This is a genomic window from Shewanella phaeophyticola (genome assembly GCF_025398315.1).
In the GTDB taxonomy this organism is placed as follows: Bacteria; Pseudomonadota; Gammaproteobacteria; order Enterobacterales; family Shewanellaceae; genus Shewanella; species Shewanella phaeophyticola.
This window is the reverse complement of the sequence record NZ_JAODOQ010000001.1, coordinates 2,858,251-2,879,027: the sequence shown is the minus strand read 5'-3', so window position 1 is coordinate 2,879,027 and position 20,777 is coordinate 2,858,251. Positions and strand designations below refer to the sequence as shown.

Genomic DNA, 20,777 nt, shown 5'->3' with positions numbered 1-20,777 from the left:
TGCCATGCTACGTTTACTGAAAGATGCACTAACCTTTGATGATGTGTTGTTGGTTCCTGCCCACTCGACCGTACTCCCTAATACCGCTGTTCTCAAAACTCGTTTAACGAATAAAATCGAATTGAATATTCCACTTGTGTCTGCTGCTATGGACACGGTGACTGAATCTCGTCTTGCAATTGCTATCGCGCAAGAAGGTGGTTTAGGATTTATTCATAAAAACATGAGCATTGATCAACAAGCCGAAGAAGTCCGTAAAGTAAAAAGCTACGAAGCAGGTATCGTTCAAGATCCTGTTACCGTAACCCCGACTACCAGCTTAACTGATTTACGTATTTTAACTGAACGTAATGGTTTTGCCGGCTACCCTGTAGTGAATGATGCACACGAACTTGTGGGTATTATTACTGGTCGTGACGTGCGTTTTGTGACCGATTGGAGCAAAACGGTTGCCGATATGATGACCCCGAAAGATCGTCTAGTGACAGTACCTGAAGGCACTAAATTAGATGAAGTGCAGAAGTTAATGCATTCACACCGCATTGAAAAAGTATTAGTGGTCAATGACAACTTTAAGCTTAAAGGCTTAATTACCGTAAAAGATTTCGAAAAAGCTGAACGTAAGCCAAACGCATGTAAAGATGAGTTGGGGCGTTTACGTGTAGGTGCCGCGGTAGGTGCTGGTGCAGGTAATGAAGAGCGTATTGATGCACTTGTTAAAGCGGGTGTTGACGTACTGCTAATTGACTCATCTCACGGCCACTCAGAAGGCGTATTACAACGTATTCGTGATACTCGCGCTAAATATCCTGAGTTACAAATTGTTGGCGGTAACGTTGCAACCGCTTCTGGCGCATTAGCGTTAGTCGAAGCGGGTGTTAACGCTGTTAAAGTGGGTATTGGCTCTGGTTCAATTTGTACTACCCGTATTGTAACTGGTGTAGGTGTACCGCAAATTACTGCCGTTTCTGATGCTGCTGAAGCCGTGCTTGCGCTTGGCATTCCTGTGATTGCTGATGGTGGTATTCGTTTCTCTGGTGACTTGGCAAAAGCATTAGCCGCGGGTGCATCATGCATCATGGCCGGTTCTATGTTTGCTGGTACTGACGAAGCACCAGGCGAGACTGAGCTATACCAAGGCCGTGCTTATAAGTCATACCGCGGTATGGGTTCATTGGGCGCAATGGGACAAACCCAAGGTTCATCAGATCGTTATTTCCAAAGCGATAACGCCGCTGACAAATTAGTACCAGAAGGTATTGAAGGCCGCGTACCCTACAAAGGCAAGATTAAAGAAATTATTCACCAGCATATGGGCGGTTTACGTTCATGCATGGGGTTAACAGGTTGTGCCACCATTAAAGATTTAAATGAAAAAGCACAGTTTGTAAAAGTCACTTCTGCCGGTATGGGTGAATCACATGTTCACGATGTGACCATTACTAAAGAAGCGCCAAATTACCGTTCAGGTTCATAATTTATGTGAGGGCGACATTTGTCGCCCTTTCGTTACACGCATTATGGCCAATGTCTTGGCCATGGCATTTAATCAATTTGTAAAGGTTACCCATGATTAATATTCATGATCATAAGATTTTGATCCTCGATTTTGGTTCTCAGTACACCCAACTTATTGCCCGTCGTATTCGTGAAATTGGCGTGTATTGTGAGTTATGGGCGTGGGACGTCAGCGAAGCACAAATTCGTGAGTTTGCGCCAAACGGCATTATTTTAGCGGGTGGCACTGAAAGCGTTACTGCTGACCACTCTCCGCGCGCACCAGAATATGTATTCACTGCTGGCGTTCCTGTATTAGGCATTTGTTATGGCATGCAAACTATGTCTGAGCAGCTTGGCGGAAAAGTGATTCAAGGCGTGGGCGAGGGCGAGTTTGGCTATGCTCAAATTGAACTGCAAACCACTTCTGCACTGTTTAAAAGCATTGAAGATGCAGTGAGTGCTGACGGTAAGCCATTACTTGATGTATGGATGAGCCATGGTGATAAAGTATCGGTGATCCCAGAAGGCTTTGTGACTGTTGCAAAAACGGCAACGTGCCCTTTTGCGGCAATGGCCAATGAAGAAAAACGTTTTTACGGCGTACAATTTCACCCAGAAGTGACTCACACTCGCCAAGGTCAACGCATGCTTGAGCATTTTGCGCTAGACATTTGTGGCTGTGAAGCTAACTGGAAACCCTCTTCCATTATCGAAGATGCAGTAGAGCGTTTAAAGCAACAAATTGGCGATGATGAAGTGATTTTAGGCCTCTCTGGTGGTGTAGACTCATCCGTTGTGGCCATGCTGTTACACCGTGCCATTGGCGACAAGTTAACTTGTGTGTTTGTTGACAACGGTTTATTACGTTTAAACGAAGCCGACCAAGTATTAGAAATGTTTGGCGATCATTTTGGACTGAACATTGTTCATGTAGATGCTGAAAACCGTTTCTTAGATGCAATGGCTGGTGAAGCTGAGCCAGAAGCCAAGCGTAAAATCATTGGCCGCGTGTTTGTTGAGATTTTTGATGAAGAATCTAAAAAATGCGTCAATGCTAAATGGTTAGCTCAAGGCACTATCTACCCAGATGTGATTGAGTCTGCAGGCAGTGCAACAGGTAAAGCACATGTGATTAAGTCGCACCATAACGTAGGCGGTTTGCCTGACGATATGGAGTTAGGTTTAGTGGAGCCGTTACGTGAGTTATTTAAAGATGAAGTGCGTAAAATTGGTTTAGAACTTGGCCTACCTTACAACATGCTTTATCGTCACCCGTTCCCAGAGTGCAGGCCTTGGTGTACGCGTTCTTGGCGAAGTGAAAAAAGAATACTGTGACTTGTTGCGCCGTGCTGATGCTATCTTCATTGAAGAATTACATAAAGCAGACTTATACAACAAAGTCAGCCAAGCATTTACCGTATTTTTACCGGTACGTTCAGTGGGTGTGATGGGCGATGGTCGTAAGTATGATTGGGTTGTGTCGCTTCGCGCGGTAGAAACTATCGACTTTATGACCGCACATTGGGCGCACTTACCCTACGACTTCTTAGGTCGTGTATCAAACCGCATCATTAATGAAATCGATGGTATTTCTCGTGTGGTATACGATATTTCTGGTAAGCCACCGGCAACGATTGAATGGGAATAATCCAAACGGATTAACCCTCGGTTCTACAAAAAAGACGCTGCGGCGTCTTTTTTATTTGGTAGAATAGAAAGCATGAACTTTACCTAGGCTAATAGTGTGACAGATACCCCAAAGGCAGAACTCCCAAGCGACCCTTGGTTACATTCCAATGTTGACAATGACATCGAAGATGCGCCAATAGATCGTGTTCAGTTAGCCATTGATGAAAAATGGATGCGGGTAGCGATGCAGCTTGCAGAGCAAGCGGAGCGAAAAGGGGAAGTGCCGGTCGGGGCGGTATTGGTAAAAGATGATGTGATGATTGCCAGTGGGTTTAATTTAAGCATTTTAAATCACGACCCTACCGCTCATGCAGAAATGGAATGCATTCGCCAAGCCGGTAACGTGCTCGAAAACTATCGTATGTTAGGGACAACCTTATATGTGACACTAGAGCCGTGTTCAATGTGTGCTGGCGCAATGGTGCATAGCCGTATTGAGCGGGTGGTTTATGGTGCAGAGGATTTAAAAACAGGTGCAGCAGGCAGCGTGACTAATTTATTACAACATCCGGCGTTTAACCATCAATTATCGGTCAGTTCGGGTGTCTTAGCCGATGACTGCGCGGCGCAGTTAAGTGCGTTTTTTAAACGTAGACGAGCTGAAAAAAAGCCCTTAAACAGTTAGCTAAACAGCAAACGGATTAAAGACTTTTTGATGAGTACCCGCACATTAGCATTCGCTTAGCAGGGACTCAATAGGGGCTAATGAGTGGTAAGACTTATACCATTTCCATTAATTATGTGACCAATCAGAGTCGCTCAGACTGTTCAGTTTGAGGCGCATTGTTGAAATAATGGTTATTCCCTTCTAAGGCAATGCAACAAAGAAATGGACTGTCTGAGCGCCTCCTGCAAGGCGGGTTTCTGTGCCTTCTATGCTGCTTAATAGTATTTTGACGTACGACTGCATGGATGCAGGAGGTAGAGCAACGCAGGAGCAGTTGCCGAGAGCAACTATGCCTACAATCCTATTACTTGCCTAGAAGGCACAGAATTACCGCTGAATGACCAGATAATTAGTGGAATTGGTATTAAATTAAGTTTCTGTTTGAACAAGTAAAAAATGAGCGCGCTGACGATTTTGAATGCGGTTCTTTTGTACCTTAAGCATCACACGGCGGCGTGAAACCATGTTACTCATTATTCTTCTTCTCATACCCATACCTCAATCATTGTTGCAGTGTGACATAGTGTAACGATAAGCAATAGCTCGTCGTAGAACCGCCATAATATTTTTTCAAAACCGACAATGCAATGGTTAATTAAGAAAGATCAACAGGCCTTAAGGTTGCTGTGCAGACACATTGGTATTGATTGGTACTTCTTCAGCAATCACTTCAATGCTGTCGTTTTCTTCAATCATTTCCATTTGTTTAGTTTGGTTATCTACCCAGACTAAGGTGTCGTAATAACGGCGAATACTGTCAACATAATGTACCGCTTCACTGCCGCGCGCATAACCATATCGGGTTTGCTTGTAGTACTTTGATTGTTGCAACAGCGGTAATACTTTTTTCACGTCGCGCCAGGCGCTAGGATCCATACCCATTGATTCGGTTAAGCGGCGTGCATCTTCAACATAGCTCAAACCAATATTATAAGCGGCCAGCGCAAACCACACTCGTTGTGAATCGGCTATAGAGTCTGGTAAGCGGTCTAACATATCTTTTAAATAAAATGCTCCGCCACGGATGCTTTGTTCTGCATCTAAACGGTTATCCACTCCCACATAAGAGGCTGTAGGTCGAGTCAGCATCATCATGCCGCGTACACCGGTAGGGGAGCGCGCTGTCGGGTTCCAGTGTGACTCTTGATAGCTCGCAGCTGCGAGTTTACGCCAATCTAGTTCGCCAGCGTACTCTTCAAACATGCCGCGATATTCTGGCAAAATATTGTCAATAGCACGGATAAAGGCACGGGTATCGACATAATCAAAACGTTTTACATGGCCAAAGTATTTTTCGTTTAAGTGCTCAAGAGTGCCAGCGCGTTTCTCTTTGTGCCAAAAAGCCAAAAGCTGACTCATTAAACGGTCACTTTCTTTTGGCGGCAACAACCAAACTACTTCAACTTTTTCTTCTAAAATCATCCCTGCACGTAATTCAGGCAAAAAACGCTGATTGATCAACAGACTGTTTGAGTCTGAAATTGTGTAGTTCAACTCACCTTTGGCTATCAGCGCAAATAGCTCTTCATTATCTTTATCGCTGACCTGGTTCCACATCAACTCAGGATAATCTTTTTGTAATTGAGTCAGGGTATTTACCGATGATGAATTGGCCATCACGGTGATTTCACCCGACAAGGTACCAATGTCTTTAGGCTCAGGTGTGCCTTCTTTGTACACCAGCACTTGGTTAACTTTATATAAGGTAGGCTCAAGTTTAAATTGCTGGCTGCGATTGGGCGTTTTGGCAATACCAGCGGCAATAATGTCGATATCGTTATCTTTTAACGCTTTAAATAAGGCTTTGCGATCGGTGTAAGGGATCATTTCTAATGGCAGCGATAAATAGTCAGCAAAACGCTGAGCCATTTCAAAGTCAAAACCGGTTTCACCTAATTCAGAATTAAGGTAAATCTGCAGTTCATACAAGGTGCCGACTTTTAACACACTGCGCTTTTGTGCAGGCGCAGCAATATCGACCTGTTGAATATCAACTGGCTGACAGGCGCTTAAAATGGCACATAGCAAAATGATTAATAAGTTTTTGATCATATTTATTAACTGGTTATCTTAAGTTGTATCGTTAATGTTCACGAAAGTAATACGAGAAAAACGAGTTTAATACTGTCGAATAGCCTTTAAATATGTAGGGGGTAGGCGTTATTTTTCGCATACTTTATCAGGTGTTTTGCAAAACGCCTAGGCTTGTACAAAAAAACACCACAAAATGTACTGTTATTGCTCAAATGTAAAGTTGTCATACTATTCACTGTAGCATTCATCGTCAGGGATATTTTCTCTATCAGGAAACACTGTTTTCACCCGTGCTCGAGCGTGATTTGTATGGTGCAATTCCCTATAATAGCGCCAATTCTGACCCTCCTATATAAATTATAAGGTGAATAGACGTGATGGAAATCATTCGCGGAGCCCCTGCACTATCTGCATTTAGAGTTCAAAAACTCATGGAGGCTTGCGAAAACGCATCGCTTCCTGTGACGCAAATTTATGCCGAATATGTGCATTTAGCCGATCTGACTGAACAACTCGATGATAATGAACGTCTACAACTAGAAACTATTCTTACCTACGGCTCTGCCATTGAGTCACATGCGCCAGAGGGAGCGTTACTGTTTGTTACGCCACGTCCGGGCACGATTTCTCCTTGGTCCTCTAAAGCGACCGATATTGCCCATAACTGTGGCCTCAATAAAGTGAAGCGTTTAGAGCGTGGTATTGCCTATTATGTTGAGTCAGCTACATTAACGGCTCAGCAGCAAAAACAATTACAAGGTTTATTACACGACCGCATGGTTGAAGTGTTGTTGTCAAGCTTTGATGACGCCCAAGTACTTTTTGCCCGCACTGAGCCTGCTAAATTTAACAGCATCAATATTTTAGCCGAAGGTCGCCGTGCACTTGAAGTCGCTAACGTCAAGTTAGGCTTAGCATTAGCCGATGATGAAATTGACTACCTAGTTGAAAACTTTGTCCGCCTAAACCGTAATCCCAACGACATTGAATTAATGATGTTTGCTCAGGCTAACTCTGAACATTGTCGTCATAAAATCTTCAATGCTGATTGGACAATCGACGGCGAAGTACAGCCAAAATCATTGTTCAAAATGATTAAGAACACCTTTGAAGTGACCCCTGATAACGTGTTATCTGCCTATAAAGATAATGCTGCAGTAATGACGGGTTCTGTTGCTGGGCGTTTCTTCCCCGATCCTGACGGTGTATACAACTATCACACCGAAGCAATGCACGTATTGATGAAGGTAGAAACCCACAATCACCCAACCGCGATTAGCCCATACCCAGGTGCCGCTACCGGTTCAGGTGGCGAAATTCGTGACGAAGGTGCAACCGGTCGTGGCTCTAAACCCAAAGCCGGTTTAAATGGCTTTACCGTGTCTAACCTTAAAATTCCTGGCTTTGTACAACCCTGGGAAGGCAATTACGGCAAACCTGACCGTATCGTGACCCCGTTAGAAATCATGCTCGAAGGCCCATTAGGCGGCGCGGCATTTAATAACGAATTTGGTCGTCCGGCGTTAACCGGTTATTTCCGTACCTACGAGCAAGAAGTATCAAGCCACAACGGCGTTGAAGTACGTGGTTACCATAAGCCGATTATGATTGCCGGTGGTTTAGGTAATATCCGTGAAGAACACGTGCAAAAGGGTGAAATCACCGTTGGCGCAAAGCTGATTGTGCTTGGTGGCTACAGCAATGAACATCGGTTTAGGTGGCGGCGCGGCTTCTTCAATGGCTTCAGGTCAATCAAGTGAAGATTTAGACTTTGCCTCTGTGCAACGTGAAAACCCTGAAATGGAACGTCGTTGCCAAGAAGTGATTGACCGTTGCTGGCAATTAGGTGACACCAACCCTATTCAATTTATTCATGACGTGGGGGCGGGCGGTTTATCTAATGCTTTCCCAGAGTTGGTTAACGATGGTAATCGTGGCGGCGCATTTAATTTACGTAACGTGCCATCAGATGAGCCAGGCATGAGCCCACTTGAGATTTGGTGTAACGAATCTCAAGAGCGTTATGTGTTATCAGTAGCCCCAGAAAATTTACAGCAGTTTGCTGATATTTGTGCTCGCGAACGTGCGCCGTTTGCCGTTGTGGGTGAAGCGACGGAAGAGATGCATTTAACCCTTGCTGACAGCCACTTTAATAACAAACCAATCGACTTACCGCTTGAAGTGTTACTAGGTAAAGCGCCTAAAATGAGCCGTGATGTGGTAACCGCTAAAGCAGTATCACCGGCATTAGATCAAACTAAGATTGAGTTAACCGAAGCCGTTAAGCGCGTGTTAACCCTACCCACAGTTGCCGATAAAACCTTCTTAATCACCATTGGTGACCGCTCGGTGACTGGTTTAGTCAATCGCGACCAAATGGTTGGCGCTGGCAGGTACCTGTAGCAGATTGCGCAGTCACAGCATCAAGTTATGACAGCTACACTGGCGAAGCCATGTCGATGGGCGAGCGCACACCACTTGCACTTTTAGACTTTGATGCCTCTGCGCGTATGGCGGTTGCTGAATCGATTATGAACATTGCCGGTACTGATATTGGCTCGTTCAAACGGATTAAACTGTCGGCTAACTGGATGTCACCAGCCGGCCACCCTGGTGAAGATGCCGGACTTTATGAAGCGGTAAAAGCTATCGGTGAAGACTTATGTCCAGCACTAGGCATTACCATTCCAGTCGGTAAAGACTCCATGTCGATGAAAACCGCATGGCAAGACAACGGCGTTAGCAAAACCGTGACATCGCCTATGTCGTTAGTCATCACCGCCTTTGGCGTTGTGCAAGACATTCGTAAAACGGTTACGCCAGAGCTGCGCTCTGATAAAGGTGATAGCGCATTACTGATGCTGGACTTGAGCAATGGTCAAAACCGTTTAGGCGGCTCATGTTTAGCGCAAGTGTTCAGTGAGCTAGGCGATATTGCGCCAACACTAGACAACACTGCTAACCTTGCAGGCTTCTTTGAAGTGATGCAAAAATTAGTAGCCGACCAAGCGGTTATTGCTTACCACGATCGCAGTGACGGTGGGTTGTTGACCACTTTAGTTGAGATGGCATTTGCTGGAAACACGGGGTTAAATATTGATTTAGCTGGCTTAAACGGCACAGATTTAGAGCGTTTATTTAACGAAGAGTTGGGTGCTGTTATTCAAGTGAGTGCAGAACAAGCAACCGACATTGCTGCGCAGTTTGAAGCAAAAGGCGTGAGCTGCCATCACATTGGTGGTCTGCAAGCTGCCGATAAGATCAGCATAACTGATGGCGAGCGCCTTATCTTTGCCGACAGTCGCACCGCATTACGCACTTTGTGGTCTGAAACCACCTACCGCATGCAAGCCCTGCGTGATAACCCAGAATGTGCTAAGCAAGAATTTGAGCTTAAACAACAAGCTGATGCACCGGGCTTAACCGTTAAATTAGGCTTTAATCCGAGTGAAGATGTTGCCGCACCTTATATTTTAAAAGGCGCAGCGCCTAAAATGGCTATTTTACGTGAGCAGGGTGTTAACTCGCACATTGAAATGGCTGCGGCATTTGACCGTGCAGGTTTTGAAAGCCGCGATGTACATATGTCAGATATTTTATCTGGCCGCATCAACCTAGAAGAGTTCCAAGGCCTAGTGGCTTGTGGTGGTTTCTCTTATGGTGACGTACTTGGTGCTGGTGAGGGTTGGGCTAAATCGATATTATTTAACAGCCGTGCCGTGATGAATTTAGCCGCTTCTTTGAGCGTGACTCAAGCATTGCCTTAGGTGTGTGTAACGGTTGTCAGATGTTATCAAACTTAAAAGAAATTATTCCTGGCAGTGAGCATTGGCCACACTTTGTACGCAACCGCTCTGAGCGTTTTGAAGCGCGTTTTAGTCTGGTTGAGGTTCAGCAGTCACCCTCGGTATTTTTTGACGGTATGGCCGGTTCGCGTATGCCTATCGCGGTCTCGCACGGTGAAGGTTTAGCAGAGTTTGCCAATGCTCAAGCGCTTGCTGGTGCTGAAACCTCTGGTACGATTGCACTGCGTTATGTTGATGGCCACGGCCAAATTGCAACGCAATATCCACAGAACCCTAATGGTTCGCCAAACGGTTTAACTGGTATTTGTACTACTGACGGTCGTGTCACCATTATGATGCCACACCCTGAGCGAGTATTCAGAACGGTAGCTAACTCATGGCACCCTGATGGTTGGGGCGAAGACAGCCCATGGATGCGCATGTTCCGTAATGCGCGGATTAAAATTGGCTAAGCATGTTTAGTGAACAAAAAAGCGACTCAATTGAGTCGCTTTTTTTATGGCATATTGTGAACAGTAAAATGCTGATAATGCCGCTTACTAACGCCAGCTATTTATCCTCTTTTGGGGTAAACAATTCAGAAAAGGCGTGTTTATATAAGTTTGCAATATTTTCAAATAACAGTGTCATACGATATCTCAAATCAAAGAGGAAGGTGGCAAATACTACGTAGAATTTTGTCTATAAATTATACGATTGGCATTTACAAAGCTCAAATGAGAAAAAATGCCATGTGGAATTAGTTTTAATAATGCTTATTGTAATTGTTAATAGAAATTAGATTGGGAATATGGATATACGACTGAATTTAAATGACATTTTTTAATGTCGCTATTGTTGAATATTAAGGTTTACCAATCTGTTGTTGGTACTTTATTAAACGGTTATATATTTGTTAATAGTATTGGTAAATAAAGTATTTATGAACATGTTATTTATTTTAAATGTTTGCGCCTAGCAATTGGGGAGATATTGTCAATACCTCTAGAGTGGATGAAATGAGCAATTTGTTAGCGCCACAAGACTTTTTAATAAAACTCGCTTGGACTTATATCACAAAAATGATTGTTTTATAGCATATAGCACGTTTCACTTTGGTGTAAGCTATTGTTATTTAATAATTAATTTTTAACCATGCAAAAAATCTAATGTTTGTCACAAATTTGATTAAAAAATCTGATCTCACCTGCTTGTATGCCGTAAGATATACAACGTTTAGGATTGGGCTTGAAAATCTAAGCTAATGGTTTGATTCGTCTATTTTCATTAATAAACGCATTAACATTATTAACTTTAAAATAATGTTTTCAGGTATAACATCATCACTGTGGCAATGTATCATTGCCGTATCGCATTTGGTCGAACTGAATGAAGTTAAGGAGTCGCCAATGATTATCGAAGAGGTTGTTGAGCTATCGCGTTTTCAATTTGCGTTGACAGCCATGTACCACTTTTTATTTGTTCCACTTACCCTAGGTCTTGCCTTTATTCTGGCGATTATGGAATCACTATATGTGATGACAAGTAATCAGATATATAAAGATATGACTAAATTTTGGGGTAAGCTTTTCGGGATTAACTTTGCCTTGGGTGTTGCTACGGGTTTAGCTATGGAGTTCCAGTTTGGTACTAACTGGTCATACTATTCTCATTATGTAGGTGACATTTTCGGTGCGCCTCTGGCGATTGAAGCGTTAATGGCGTTCTTCCTAGAGTCTACCTTAGTGGGTATGTTCTTCTTCGGTTGGGATCGTTTTAGCAAACGTCAACATCTTGCGGTAACCTGGTTAGTGGCGCTTGGCTCTAACATGTCAGCATTATGGATTTTGATTGCAAATGGTTGGATGCAAAACCCAGTGGGTTCTGTATTTAATTACGAAACCATGCGTATGGAAATGACGGACTTTGCAGCATTAGTGTTTAACCCTGTTGCGCAGGTCAAGTTTGTTCATACCGTAGCCTCTGGCTATGTTGCTGGTGCAATGTTTGTCCTTTCTATTAGTGCTTACTACATATTAAAAGGCCGTGATTTACCCTTTGCACGCCGTTCATTTGCCATTGCGGCAAGTTTCGGTCTAGCGTCAATCCTATCGGTTATTGTACTGGGTGATGAGTCAGGCTACGAAGTCGGTGAAGTTCAGCGCGTAAAATTAGCGGCAATTGAAGCCGAATGGCACACTGAGCCTGCTCCTGCAGCGTTTACCGCTGTCGGTTTTCCTAATCAAGAAACCATGCACACAGATTACGCCGTTAAAATTCCATATGTAATGGGTATTATTGCTACACGTTCTTTAGATGAAGAGGTGACAGGCCTTAAAGATCTTGTAAAAGAGCATGAAGTACGTATTCGTAACGGTATGGTAGCATATGGACTGCTTGAGCAATTGCGTGCAGGTGATGAAACACCAGAGGTTAGAGCACAATTTGAAGCGACTAAAGCTGACTTAGGCTATGGCTTCTTACTTAAGCGTTATACCGATAAAGTGGTTGATGCAACAGAAGAGCAAATTATCGCAGCCTCGTACGATTCTATTCCTACCGTAGCGCCTATGTTCTGGACTTTCCGTATTATGGTTGGTGCCGGTGTGATAATGCTACTCGTGTTTGCCGCAGCATTTTGGCAAAGCACGCGTCATAAAATTGCGGAGAAAAAATGGCTTTTACGTGCAGCGCTTTACAGCTTACCTCTTCCTTGGGTTGCCATTGAATGTGGCTGGTTTGTGTCAGAGTTTGGCCGTCAACCTTGGACTATATCAGAAGTATTACCCACCTTTATGTCGGCATCGAGTTTAACCCCTGCGGATTTATGGTTCAGTATTATTTCGATTACGGTGTTCTATACCATTCTACTGGTGATAGAGGCTTTCTTAATGTTCAAGTTTGCTCGTCTTGGACTCTAGTAGCTTAAAGACTGGTCGTTATCACTTTGAAAACCTAGACGCCTAATCGGAGGACTTGATTATGTTAGATTACGAAGTATTAAGATTTATCTGGTGGGCATTAATCGGTGTGATATTAGTCGGTTTTGCTGTGGCTGATGGTTTTGACATGGGCGTAGGTGCCTTATTACCGATTATTGGTAAAGACGACACCGAGCGCCGTATTATGATCAATACCATTGCTCCTCACTGGGACGGCAACCAAGTTTGGCTTATCACCGCGGGTGGTGCCTTATTTGCTGCTTGGCCTATGGTTTACGCGGTATCATTCTCTGGCTTTTATGTCGCAATGATGTTGGTGTTATTCGCGTTATATATGCGCCCAGTTGGTTTTGATTACCGTTCAAAAATTGAAGACCCCAAATGGCGTAAGTCATGGGATTGGGCTTTATTTGCCGGTGGTTTTGTACCACCACTGATTATTGGCGTTGCATTTGGTAATTTATTGCAAGGTGTGCCATTCAACTTTGACGAATATCTACGTGCAACTTACCACGGTGGCTTTTTCGGTCTGTTAAATCCATTTGGATTATTAGCCGGTCTTGTCAGTGTTACCATGTTTATGATGCAAGGTGCGTCTTGGTTACAAATGAAAACCGAAGGCGAACTTCGTGTACGTAGCGTTAAAGCATCACAAATATGTGCTAGCTTGTTATTTGTACTATTTGCAGCGGCAGGTGTTTGGTTAGTTAATGGCATTGATGGCTATGTGGTAACATCAACACTTGACCTAGCTGGACCATCAAACCCAACCACTAAAACAGTTGCTGTTGAAGCTGGTGCTTGGTTAACAAATTACGACAAATACCCTGTGACGATGTTATTCCCAATTTTGGGCTTAATATTACCTGTATTGGTTGTTTTAGCTAGCCGCTTTAACCGTAGTGGTTTTGCTTTCTTGTTCAGTTCGCTTGCTGTAGCTTGCGTAATCTTTACTTGCGGTACTGCGATGTTCCCATTCTTAATGCCATCATCATTAGAGCCTAATGTGAGCTTAACCATGTGGGATGCAACGGCGAGTGAAATGACCTTAACAGTAATGACTTTAGTTGCAGCAGTTTTTGTACCTATTATTTTGTCTTATACAGCTTGGACTTATTACAAGATGTTCGGTCGTTTAAATCGTGAGTTTATTGAAAACAATAAAACCTCACTTTACTAAATTAAGGAGCAGCATCTATGTGGTATTTTGCGTGGATTTTAGGTGTATTACTGGCTTGTTCATTCGGTATTATCAATGCATTATGGCTTGAGAACACTGAAAACATGAATCGTCAAAACGAAGATTAATCTGTTGTTTTGCACTATCCAGTAACAAAAAAACCGCTTTAGTGATAAAGCGGTTTTTTATTGGTAGCTATTTAAATTATTTGTTTAATATTTCTAGGTATTTTATTGCAGTTTGATTGTTAGTGTCGATGCTCATTACTTGCAACAGTACAGATTTAGCACTATCAACTTCTCCTACATTTACCAGGAATAAACCGAATTTAAGTAGTACTGGTACGTCCTCAGGATATTTGTCTAAATAATCTAAATACGATGTTAGAGCTAATTGGTTTTGACCTTGTAAGTGTAAAATTTGCGCATATTGTGGCAAATATTCATCATTTAGCTCAACTATTCTAGAAAGATATAATTCTGCTATTGGGATTTTATTTAAATTTAATGTTAGTACAATGATGTGTTTGAGTACACTTTCTCTCATTAAATCTACTGGTATTTTCATCGCTGCAACCAAAGATGAGTTAAAATCATTATTTAAATAATCCCTATAGCTGATCGCTAAGTTATAAATCTCTATGTTTTCTTTATTGTGAGAGTTTTCAGTGTATTGAATCATTTTTTCTATACCAGCTAAAAATCTCCTTTGAAAAAAATAGTTTAATTTCATGTGAGCTTTATCATTCGAGCTATTTTTCTGGATGTCCTGGATGTTATCATTTTTGTCTTTTTCAGTAATTATCGATTCATAGTTTTTTATGAAAAATTGAATATTTTCTATATCATTGTCGCTTAAGTTCGTTATCGATACTCCTTTACGTTGAAGTAGTAACTTTGCTCTTCCAAATTGTTGGTCATCTTTCCACTGTTGCAATAATGGTGTTATTTGAACTGGTTTTTTATGTTCTAAAATTCTACTTTTTATTCGTTTTTTAGAGCTTTTAAAATGTTTGAGTAAAATGTTGGTTATTTCATAATAGGTTTGATAGTAAATTAAGGTTTGATTGTTAAGGTATTCTTGATCCCAGCTTTCATTATTTCTTGTGGTCAAAAAATTAGTAAACTCATAATAACCATAATATTTAACTAAGTATGAGCTTTTTTTGATTTTTTGTTTATTGAATTTTCGATGTGATCTATTTTTTTGAAGGTTGATATGTTATCAAGGCTTTTGTTATTTAGTTTGTGACATAGTTTTAGCGCACTGTTTATTTTTTCTTTTAATTTATTTAATGACAACAATATTAAGTCGACTTCCTCCTCTTCATGTGTCAGGGCATTAATAATAGGTAATGATTTATTATTTTCTATAATTGAAATAAAGTCATTTTTATCGATGTAATCAAGGTTGATGTTAGATTTGTCTACATGTTCAATACCTTCAACGCGTGCAGCATTAATAGATAAATTAATGTATTTTATATCTGGACTGTTTGCAACTTGGGCTTTTAATGATGTTAATGCTTGGGTTAATTGATATGGTGTTTCTGCCATTTCCCCTGAATATGTTTCAACCCATTCATATATAGAACCAATACTATGCCCTTTAGGAATAAATGTGCCAGTTGTATGTGATGAACCGGACTTAGAATGGCATAAATCAACACCACACAATATTATTCTAGTGAACCCCATTTCTTTTGCAATATTTATTGCTGAATTTGCAACTGTTGGATCAATAGTTTCAATATTATTTATGGCTGATTTTTTATCTAACAACTTCTCACCAGTAAATAGTAATGCACCTTGCCACTGAGATATAATATTAGGGCAGGCATAGTTAGAATGAATTAGTAAATTTTCTCCGTCTAATTCCATCAGACCTTTATTTGCGTCGAAGCTTAGATCGTGAGGGTCTACCGTCACAAAAATATCAGGTTTTATAGAGTTTAAAGTTAGTTTTTTTGCAATTCTGGAAACTGAAATTACAAACAAGTTTTCTCTATTTTTTTTTATCCATTGTATATTGTCATCTAAAGAGGGCCACCTGCCAAGATAATACTAGTTTTTCCTTGAAAAGTGTTCCTTAATATTGAAGCGGGAATGACATTTTCCGAAATATTTTTAATTTCATTTGCTAAGAATTTTTTGTTTGAAAATAGAGCGTGACTATCAAACCTTATCTGCTCTAATGATGTTTCGACCCGATAGTTTAATGCAGTATAATCTTCGTGATTGTTACCGGATGCAGCTAATGAATAATGTGTTTTATATTTTTTTTAGCTATGAATAAATTGATTTCGGTTCTATTTAATATCTCCTTCATTTCTGTTTCTGTACAAATCAATACTCTCTCTTTAAATTCATTTGGAATTTCTATTGATAGCAAATCTATAACTTCAGGAAGTTCGATAAAAAGGTACTTACTTCCCGGTTCTATTGTCGAATTCATTATAAAATTAACAAGTAGTCCTGAATCCATTCCAATAAAAATATGTAAAGTATCAGTAAGATTTATTTCTCCTGATTTAAATTTATGTGTATAAATAGTAGTAGAGTCCAACTTTTCAAAAACATTATTGTTTACGCTAGGCAAATAATATTCTTCATATGGACTGATAGCAAACACATTCTTAATAGTTGATTTAGCAGATTTCATTATATTCTCGTATTTTATGTCTAAAACCCCAAATAGGAATAATAATGTATGTCAATATTTTGTCATACATTATTATTACCACGTCAATGCTTAATTTAAGCATTTTTAGTGCCAAATATCTTAATGATGATGTTTTTTTACAAGTTTCATCAATAGCAAATACATGACCGGCACCCACACTAGCGACAACATAGTAGCCAGTAATGTCCCGCCGGCAATGGCGATGGCAAAAGGTGGCCAAAACCCGCCGCCTGCGATAATTAACGGTAAGAAACCACCTATCGTGGTAATGGTGGTTGAACCAATATGTCGCCCGCAGCTACTCACTGTATCGATAATGAGCGCCAAATTGCCTTGCTTGGCGTCGGGTACATCTTCTAACTCCGCCAAAATCACAATAGCAGCGTTAATCGCTAATCCCATTAAGCCTAATAAACCGATAATCACCGTAAACCCAAATGGGTAGCCAAACACAAAAACCGCTAGCAAGCCTAACCCCGCCGATTGAAACGCACTAAGTAGGATAATGGCCGTTAATCTAAACGAATTAAACGACAGTACAACCGTGGCTAGCAATAAGGTGAACACTAAGACGATGTTAGACAGTAAGTTGCCCACAGCTTCATTACGCTTAGCGCTTTCACCGCCCACTTCAACATGGTATCCCGCTGGAATATCTAGGTTTGCGATGGCATCTTTGGCATCATTTAATACCTGAGCGGGAAGAACGCCGCTGGTGATATAGGCTTCAATGGTGTTAACCCGCTCACCATTACGACGCGGAATGGCGCCGCGGCTCACATTAACCTCATTATAAGAAAGTGCAGACAAAGGAATGCCAGAACCCGACGGTGACACCAAGTTTATTTCGGCTAAACGGGTTTCTTGTTCGCGGCTGGTATCGCCTAAACGAACTCGTACTGGCAGAGATTCTGTTTGTTCTAAAATGCTGCCGCCAATAATCCCCGTTGTGGCCATTTGGATTTGGCTGGCTATATCACTTAAGCTTAAACCGCTCATCAAACTGGCGTCTTCATTTACCTGAAGCCACACTTTTGGCGCCCCAGAACTTAATGTGGCTCGAGTATGAATCACATCTGGGGTAGCATTTAAAATGCCTCGCACTTGTTCGCCCAGTGTTTTTAATGTGTCTAAGTTGGGGTCGTAAATTCTGAGTTCTACAGGGGCATTAAATGGTGAAGCCTTGTTCAAGTTTTCGCACCAGTATTTGCGCCTGTGGGTATTCTTTATCTAACTCTTTTTGTAATTGCAAAATAAGCCTGTTAGCAGCAACAAAGTCGGTGACTTTAATCATGGCTTGGGCGTAGTTTGTGGCACCTTGCTGACGCTGAGTGAGGTTGTAGTAAAACGATGGCGTATTACCGCCTACAACCCAGGTGGCCGCGAGATATCGTCAATTTTTTGCAGTTTGTTATCAATCAACGTTACTTGGGCGAGGGTGTTTTCAATGCTGACATGTGGCGCTAGATACACTTCTAGCTGAAACATGTCCCTGTCTGATGGCGGAAAAAATTGCTCGGTCATTTTACCTGCCGCAAAAAAGCCAGCCACGGGCAAAATACCAATAACCACCGCAGTCAATATTGGTCGCTGTAAAGCAAAACGTAAGCTTGCAGTGAATGCCTGGCTAGTTTTTGGAAATGCCATGCCTTGTTGGTACCAGGCGCTTGGTTTTTCACTGCGGCTAAAGCGGCTCGCAAGGCCAGCAATAATAGTATGTGAAATAATATAAGACCCAAGCAAGGCAAACATAACCGAAATAGCAATCCCGCCGACAAATTCACCTGCAGCGCCCGGCATTAACACTATCGGTGCAAAAGCCAGCATGGTGGTAATGGTTGACCCTGCTAACGGTAGCCATAGGTGATGCAAGGTTTTTGACACAGCCTCAAGCTTGGTCATGCCTTGCTGGCGGCGCTGAGCAATGGCATCAACAATCACAATCGCGTTATCGACCATAATACCCAGTGCCACGACTAAGCCGGTGACCGACATTTGATGAATGGGTAATCCGGTGTATTTCATGCAAGTTAGTGTGAACAATGCGGTCAATGGTAGCGATATTGCCACTATGATGGCGTTACGCAGGCCTAAGGTGAGCATTAACACCGCCAGAATAATAACGAAACCCTGGAGTAAGTTAACCACTAAATCCCCAAGACGGTCACTGAGTGTAACCTTGTTGGTCAAACAGCCACTGTACTTCAATGTTGGCCGGTAAGTTTACCGAAAAGGCATCAATGGTTTGGTTAACTTGTTGCTGCCATAAATCCACCCGATTATTATTAAGCATTCGGGCAGAGACCAATATGCCTTGTTGACTGTCAATTAACGCAATACTGCTTGCTGGCGTTTTAGCCTGCCGAGTGATATTCGCTACATCACCTAAACGGATAATCTGGCCGTAATCATCGACTTTTAAAGGCACCTGGCGAATACGATGTTGTGAATCGAGCTCACCAGAAACCTCCACTAAGGCCTCTAAACTGATTATTATTAATCTCGCCGGCAGATATTTTACTGTCTGCATTGGCTAAAATCGCTGCAATTCCTGCAGGCGTTAGGTGCAATTCACTGATTTTATTGCCATCAAGCTCAACCAGTATTTCCTCTTCAGGGGCACCGTAAAGTTTGGCAAAATCGGTGCCGTTCAGTAAGCGTAAGCGGCTTTGTAACTCTTTAGCATAACGGTTAAGAATGTCGACTCTAACGGGAGAGTTATCGGCCCATACTATGCCTAATATGGCCGTGCTGGCATAGCCCAGTTGATCATCTAACACACCATTTTGTGCCGCTTCCGGTAATAAGAATTTACTGTCAGCGATTAGGTCACGTGCACGCGACCATACCGGATCGGTATCGACTACTGTGTCTTTTAATTCGAGTTGTATAACCGAAATACCTGGGCGCGATGTTGATTGAACTAATTTTAAATCTTCTAAACGGCGTAATTGGTTTTCAAGTACTTCGGTGACTAATGCTTCAACCCGCTCTGCAGATGCGCCTGGATATTGGGTAATCACTGAGGCAAAACGGTTAGTGATGTGCGGGTCTTCTGTGCGCGGCAGGCTCGATATTGCCCCTAAGCCGGCAACAATTAACAGCGCAATAAATAGGCTCGTTAAGCGGCCATTTTCTAAAAAAGCTTTAATCATAACGCCCCCACTAATTGGGTATTGGCGAGAGTGACCTTTTGGCCAACCACTATTTTATGTAACCCGTCTGAGACGATTTGTTCATTGGCTTTAATCGCCCCGTTGATGAATGCTTGTTGCTCATTGGTGTAGATAATCTCAACGTCTCTGCGCTCAATTTGATAATGGTTTTGATCGTCTTTTACCAAGACATAGACATTCCACAATCCGCGCACTCCGTCAGTCAGTGCTGACATTGGCACCCAATATCCGGCGGTCAAGTTGTCTTGTTGATAGGCAAGGTAGGCTATTTCGCCATTGATCACTCTTGCTGACTCAGGTAATTGAATCCGCAGTTGTACGGTACGGCTAATGCTATTTACCTCTGCACTTATGCCGGCAATTTTGGCAGTGAAGGTTTGTTTACCAACACGTACATCAACATGTTGTTGAGTCGTTAATTGTTGTGCAACATCGACCGGAACCCCAATATAAGCCACTGCTTGGCTATTACCGATTAAGGTAAATACAGGGCTACCCAGGGCAATAACCTCACCAAGATTATGATAACGTTGACTAATTGTTCCATCAAATGGCGCAAGTAATGTTGATTTTTCAAGTTTTAAGTTGGTGGCACTTAAGCTTGCTTCTATTCGTTTTTGATTGGCTTGTAGGCTGATAACGTGTTGTTGGGTTTCATCGAGTTGTTGCGCTGATACATAGTTTTGCGTTTTTAATTTTTCGGTACGAAGCAGGGTGCTCTTGGCTAAATCAATGTCAGCTTGAGTTTGCAACAAACTCGCTTCAAGTTGTTGTTTTTCAGCAATTAATAAGTCAGTATCTAACTGCGCCAGTACTTGACCTTTTTTAACGCTGTCGCCGCTATCGACCACGATATTATTCAGTTTTCCAGCTAACTCAAAACCAATGCCTGTAGTGTTAGCTGAACGAATCGTTCCAGTGTAAGTTTGCATTTGTTGGTAACGATCATTAAGAGCTAATGTTTGCGCTTGTACGGATTGATACTCAACCGTATGCGAATGCTCCTTGACCTCAGAGCCACAACCATTTAACAGAAGTAAGCTTAACCCTAATGCTAAGCCTTTTGCATGTTGAGTTAATGACATTGCAGCAAACATAAGTAATCCCTTAAAGCGCTATGTG

Annotated in this window: 9 protein-coding genes and 6 pseudogenes; 9 read left to right on the top strand and 6 right to left on the bottom strand. The window is 42.1% G+C overall.

Annotation, left to right across the window (positions count from 1 at the left end):
- Positions 1 to 4: 4 nt before the first annotated feature.
- From guaB to tadA, 3 genes and pseudogenes are all read left to right on the top strand, one after another.
- Positions 5 to 1,477 (top strand): IMP dehydrogenase, encoded by a 1,473-nt coding sequence (gene guaB, locus N4T56_RS13325; protein ID WP_261733571.1) that lies wholly within the window; start codon positions 5 to 7, stop codon positions 1,475 to 1,477.
- Positions 1,478 to 1,569: 92 nt separating this feature from the next.
- Positions 1,570 to 3,148 (top strand): annotated as a pseudogene (gene guaA / locus N4T56_RS13320) (glutamine-hydrolyzing GMP synthase).
- A gap of 213 nt (positions 3,149 to 3,361) precedes the next feature.
- Positions 3,362 to 3,814 (top strand): tRNA adenosine(34) deaminase TadA, encoded by a 453-nt coding sequence (tadA, locus tag N4T56_RS13315; RefSeq protein ID WP_390904123.1) that lies wholly within the window; start codon positions 3,362 to 3,364, stop codon positions 3,812 to 3,814.
- Positions 3,815 to 4,471: 657 nt separating this feature from the next.
- On the opposite strand, the gene mltF is transcribed toward tadA, so the two are convergent.
- Entirely contained in the window at positions 4,472 to 5,908 is a 1,437-nt protein-coding gene (gene mltF, locus N4T56_RS13310) for a membrane-bound lytic murein transglycosylase MltF (RefSeq protein WP_261733570.1), read from the bottom strand.
- 359 nt (positions 5,909 to 6,267) lie between these two features.
- Between mltF and N4T56_RS22815 the strand changes: the two genes are divergently transcribed.
- From N4T56_RS22815 to cydX, 6 genes and pseudogenes are all read left to right on the top strand, one after another.
- Positions 6,268 to 7,650 (top strand): hypothetical protein, encoded by a 1,383-nt coding sequence (locus N4T56_RS22815; protein WP_390904122.1) that lies wholly within the window; start codon positions 6,268 to 6,270, stop codon positions 7,648 to 7,650.
- Positions 7,592 to 9,112: pseudogene (locus tag N4T56_RS22810) on the top strand (AIR synthase-related protein). Before N4T56_RS22815 ends, N4T56_RS22810 begins: the two are co-directional and overlap by 59 nt.
- A gap of 122 nt (positions 9,113 to 9,234) precedes the next feature.
- Positions 9,235 to 10,148 (top strand): annotated as a pseudogene (locus N4T56_RS22805) (phosphoribosylformylglycinamidine synthase subunit PurQ).
- 936 nt (positions 10,149 to 11,084) lie between these two features.
- Positions 11,085 to 12,642 (top strand): annotated as a pseudogene (locus tag N4T56_RS13300) (cytochrome ubiquinol oxidase subunit I).
- A gap of 15 nt (positions 12,643 to 12,657) precedes the next feature.
- Complete coding sequence (gene cydB, locus N4T56_RS13295; protein WP_261733569.1) at positions 12,658 to 13,797, top strand: cytochrome d ubiquinol oxidase subunit II; 1,140 nt, start codon at positions 12,658 to 12,660, stop codon at positions 13,795 to 13,797.
- Between the two features lie 17 nt (positions 13,798 to 13,814).
- A complete protein-coding gene (cydX, locus tag N4T56_RS13290; RefSeq protein ID WP_261733568.1) occupies positions 13,815 to 13,925 on the top strand; it encodes a cytochrome bd-I oxidase subunit CydX in 111 nt (36 codons plus the stop codon).
- A gap of 76 nt (positions 13,926 to 14,001) precedes the next feature.
- Here the strand turns inward: cydX and N4T56_RS13285 are convergent, their stop codons facing one another.
- From N4T56_RS13285 to N4T56_RS13265, 5 genes and pseudogenes are all read right to left on the bottom strand, one after another.
- Positions 14,002 to 14,910 (bottom strand): hypothetical protein, encoded by a 909-nt coding sequence (locus N4T56_RS13285; protein WP_261733567.1) that lies wholly within the window; start codon positions 14,908 to 14,910, stop codon positions 14,002 to 14,004.
- A 35-nt stretch (positions 14,911 to 14,945) separates the two neighbouring features.
- A pseudogene (locus N4T56_RS13280) lies at positions 14,946 to 15,830 on the bottom strand (6-hydroxymethylpterin diphosphokinase MptE-like protein); the annotation flags it as partial.
- 220 nt (positions 15,831 to 16,050) lie between these two features.
- Complete coding sequence (locus tag N4T56_RS13275) at positions 16,051 to 16,458, bottom strand: hypothetical protein (protein ID WP_261733566.1); 408 nt, start codon at positions 16,456 to 16,458, stop codon at positions 16,051 to 16,053.
- 120 nt (positions 16,459 to 16,578) lie between these two features.
- Positions 16,579 to 19,634, bottom strand: a pseudogene (locus tag N4T56_RS13270) (efflux RND transporter permease subunit).
- Positions 19,631 to 20,752, bottom strand: a complete 1,122-nt coding sequence (locus tag N4T56_RS13265; protein ID WP_261733565.1) for an efflux RND transporter periplasmic adaptor subunit — start codon at positions 20,750 to 20,752, stop codon at positions 19,631 to 19,633. Before N4T56_RS13265 ends, N4T56_RS13270 begins: the two are co-directional and overlap by 4 nt.
- Positions 20,753 to 20,777 lie beyond the last annotated feature (25 nt).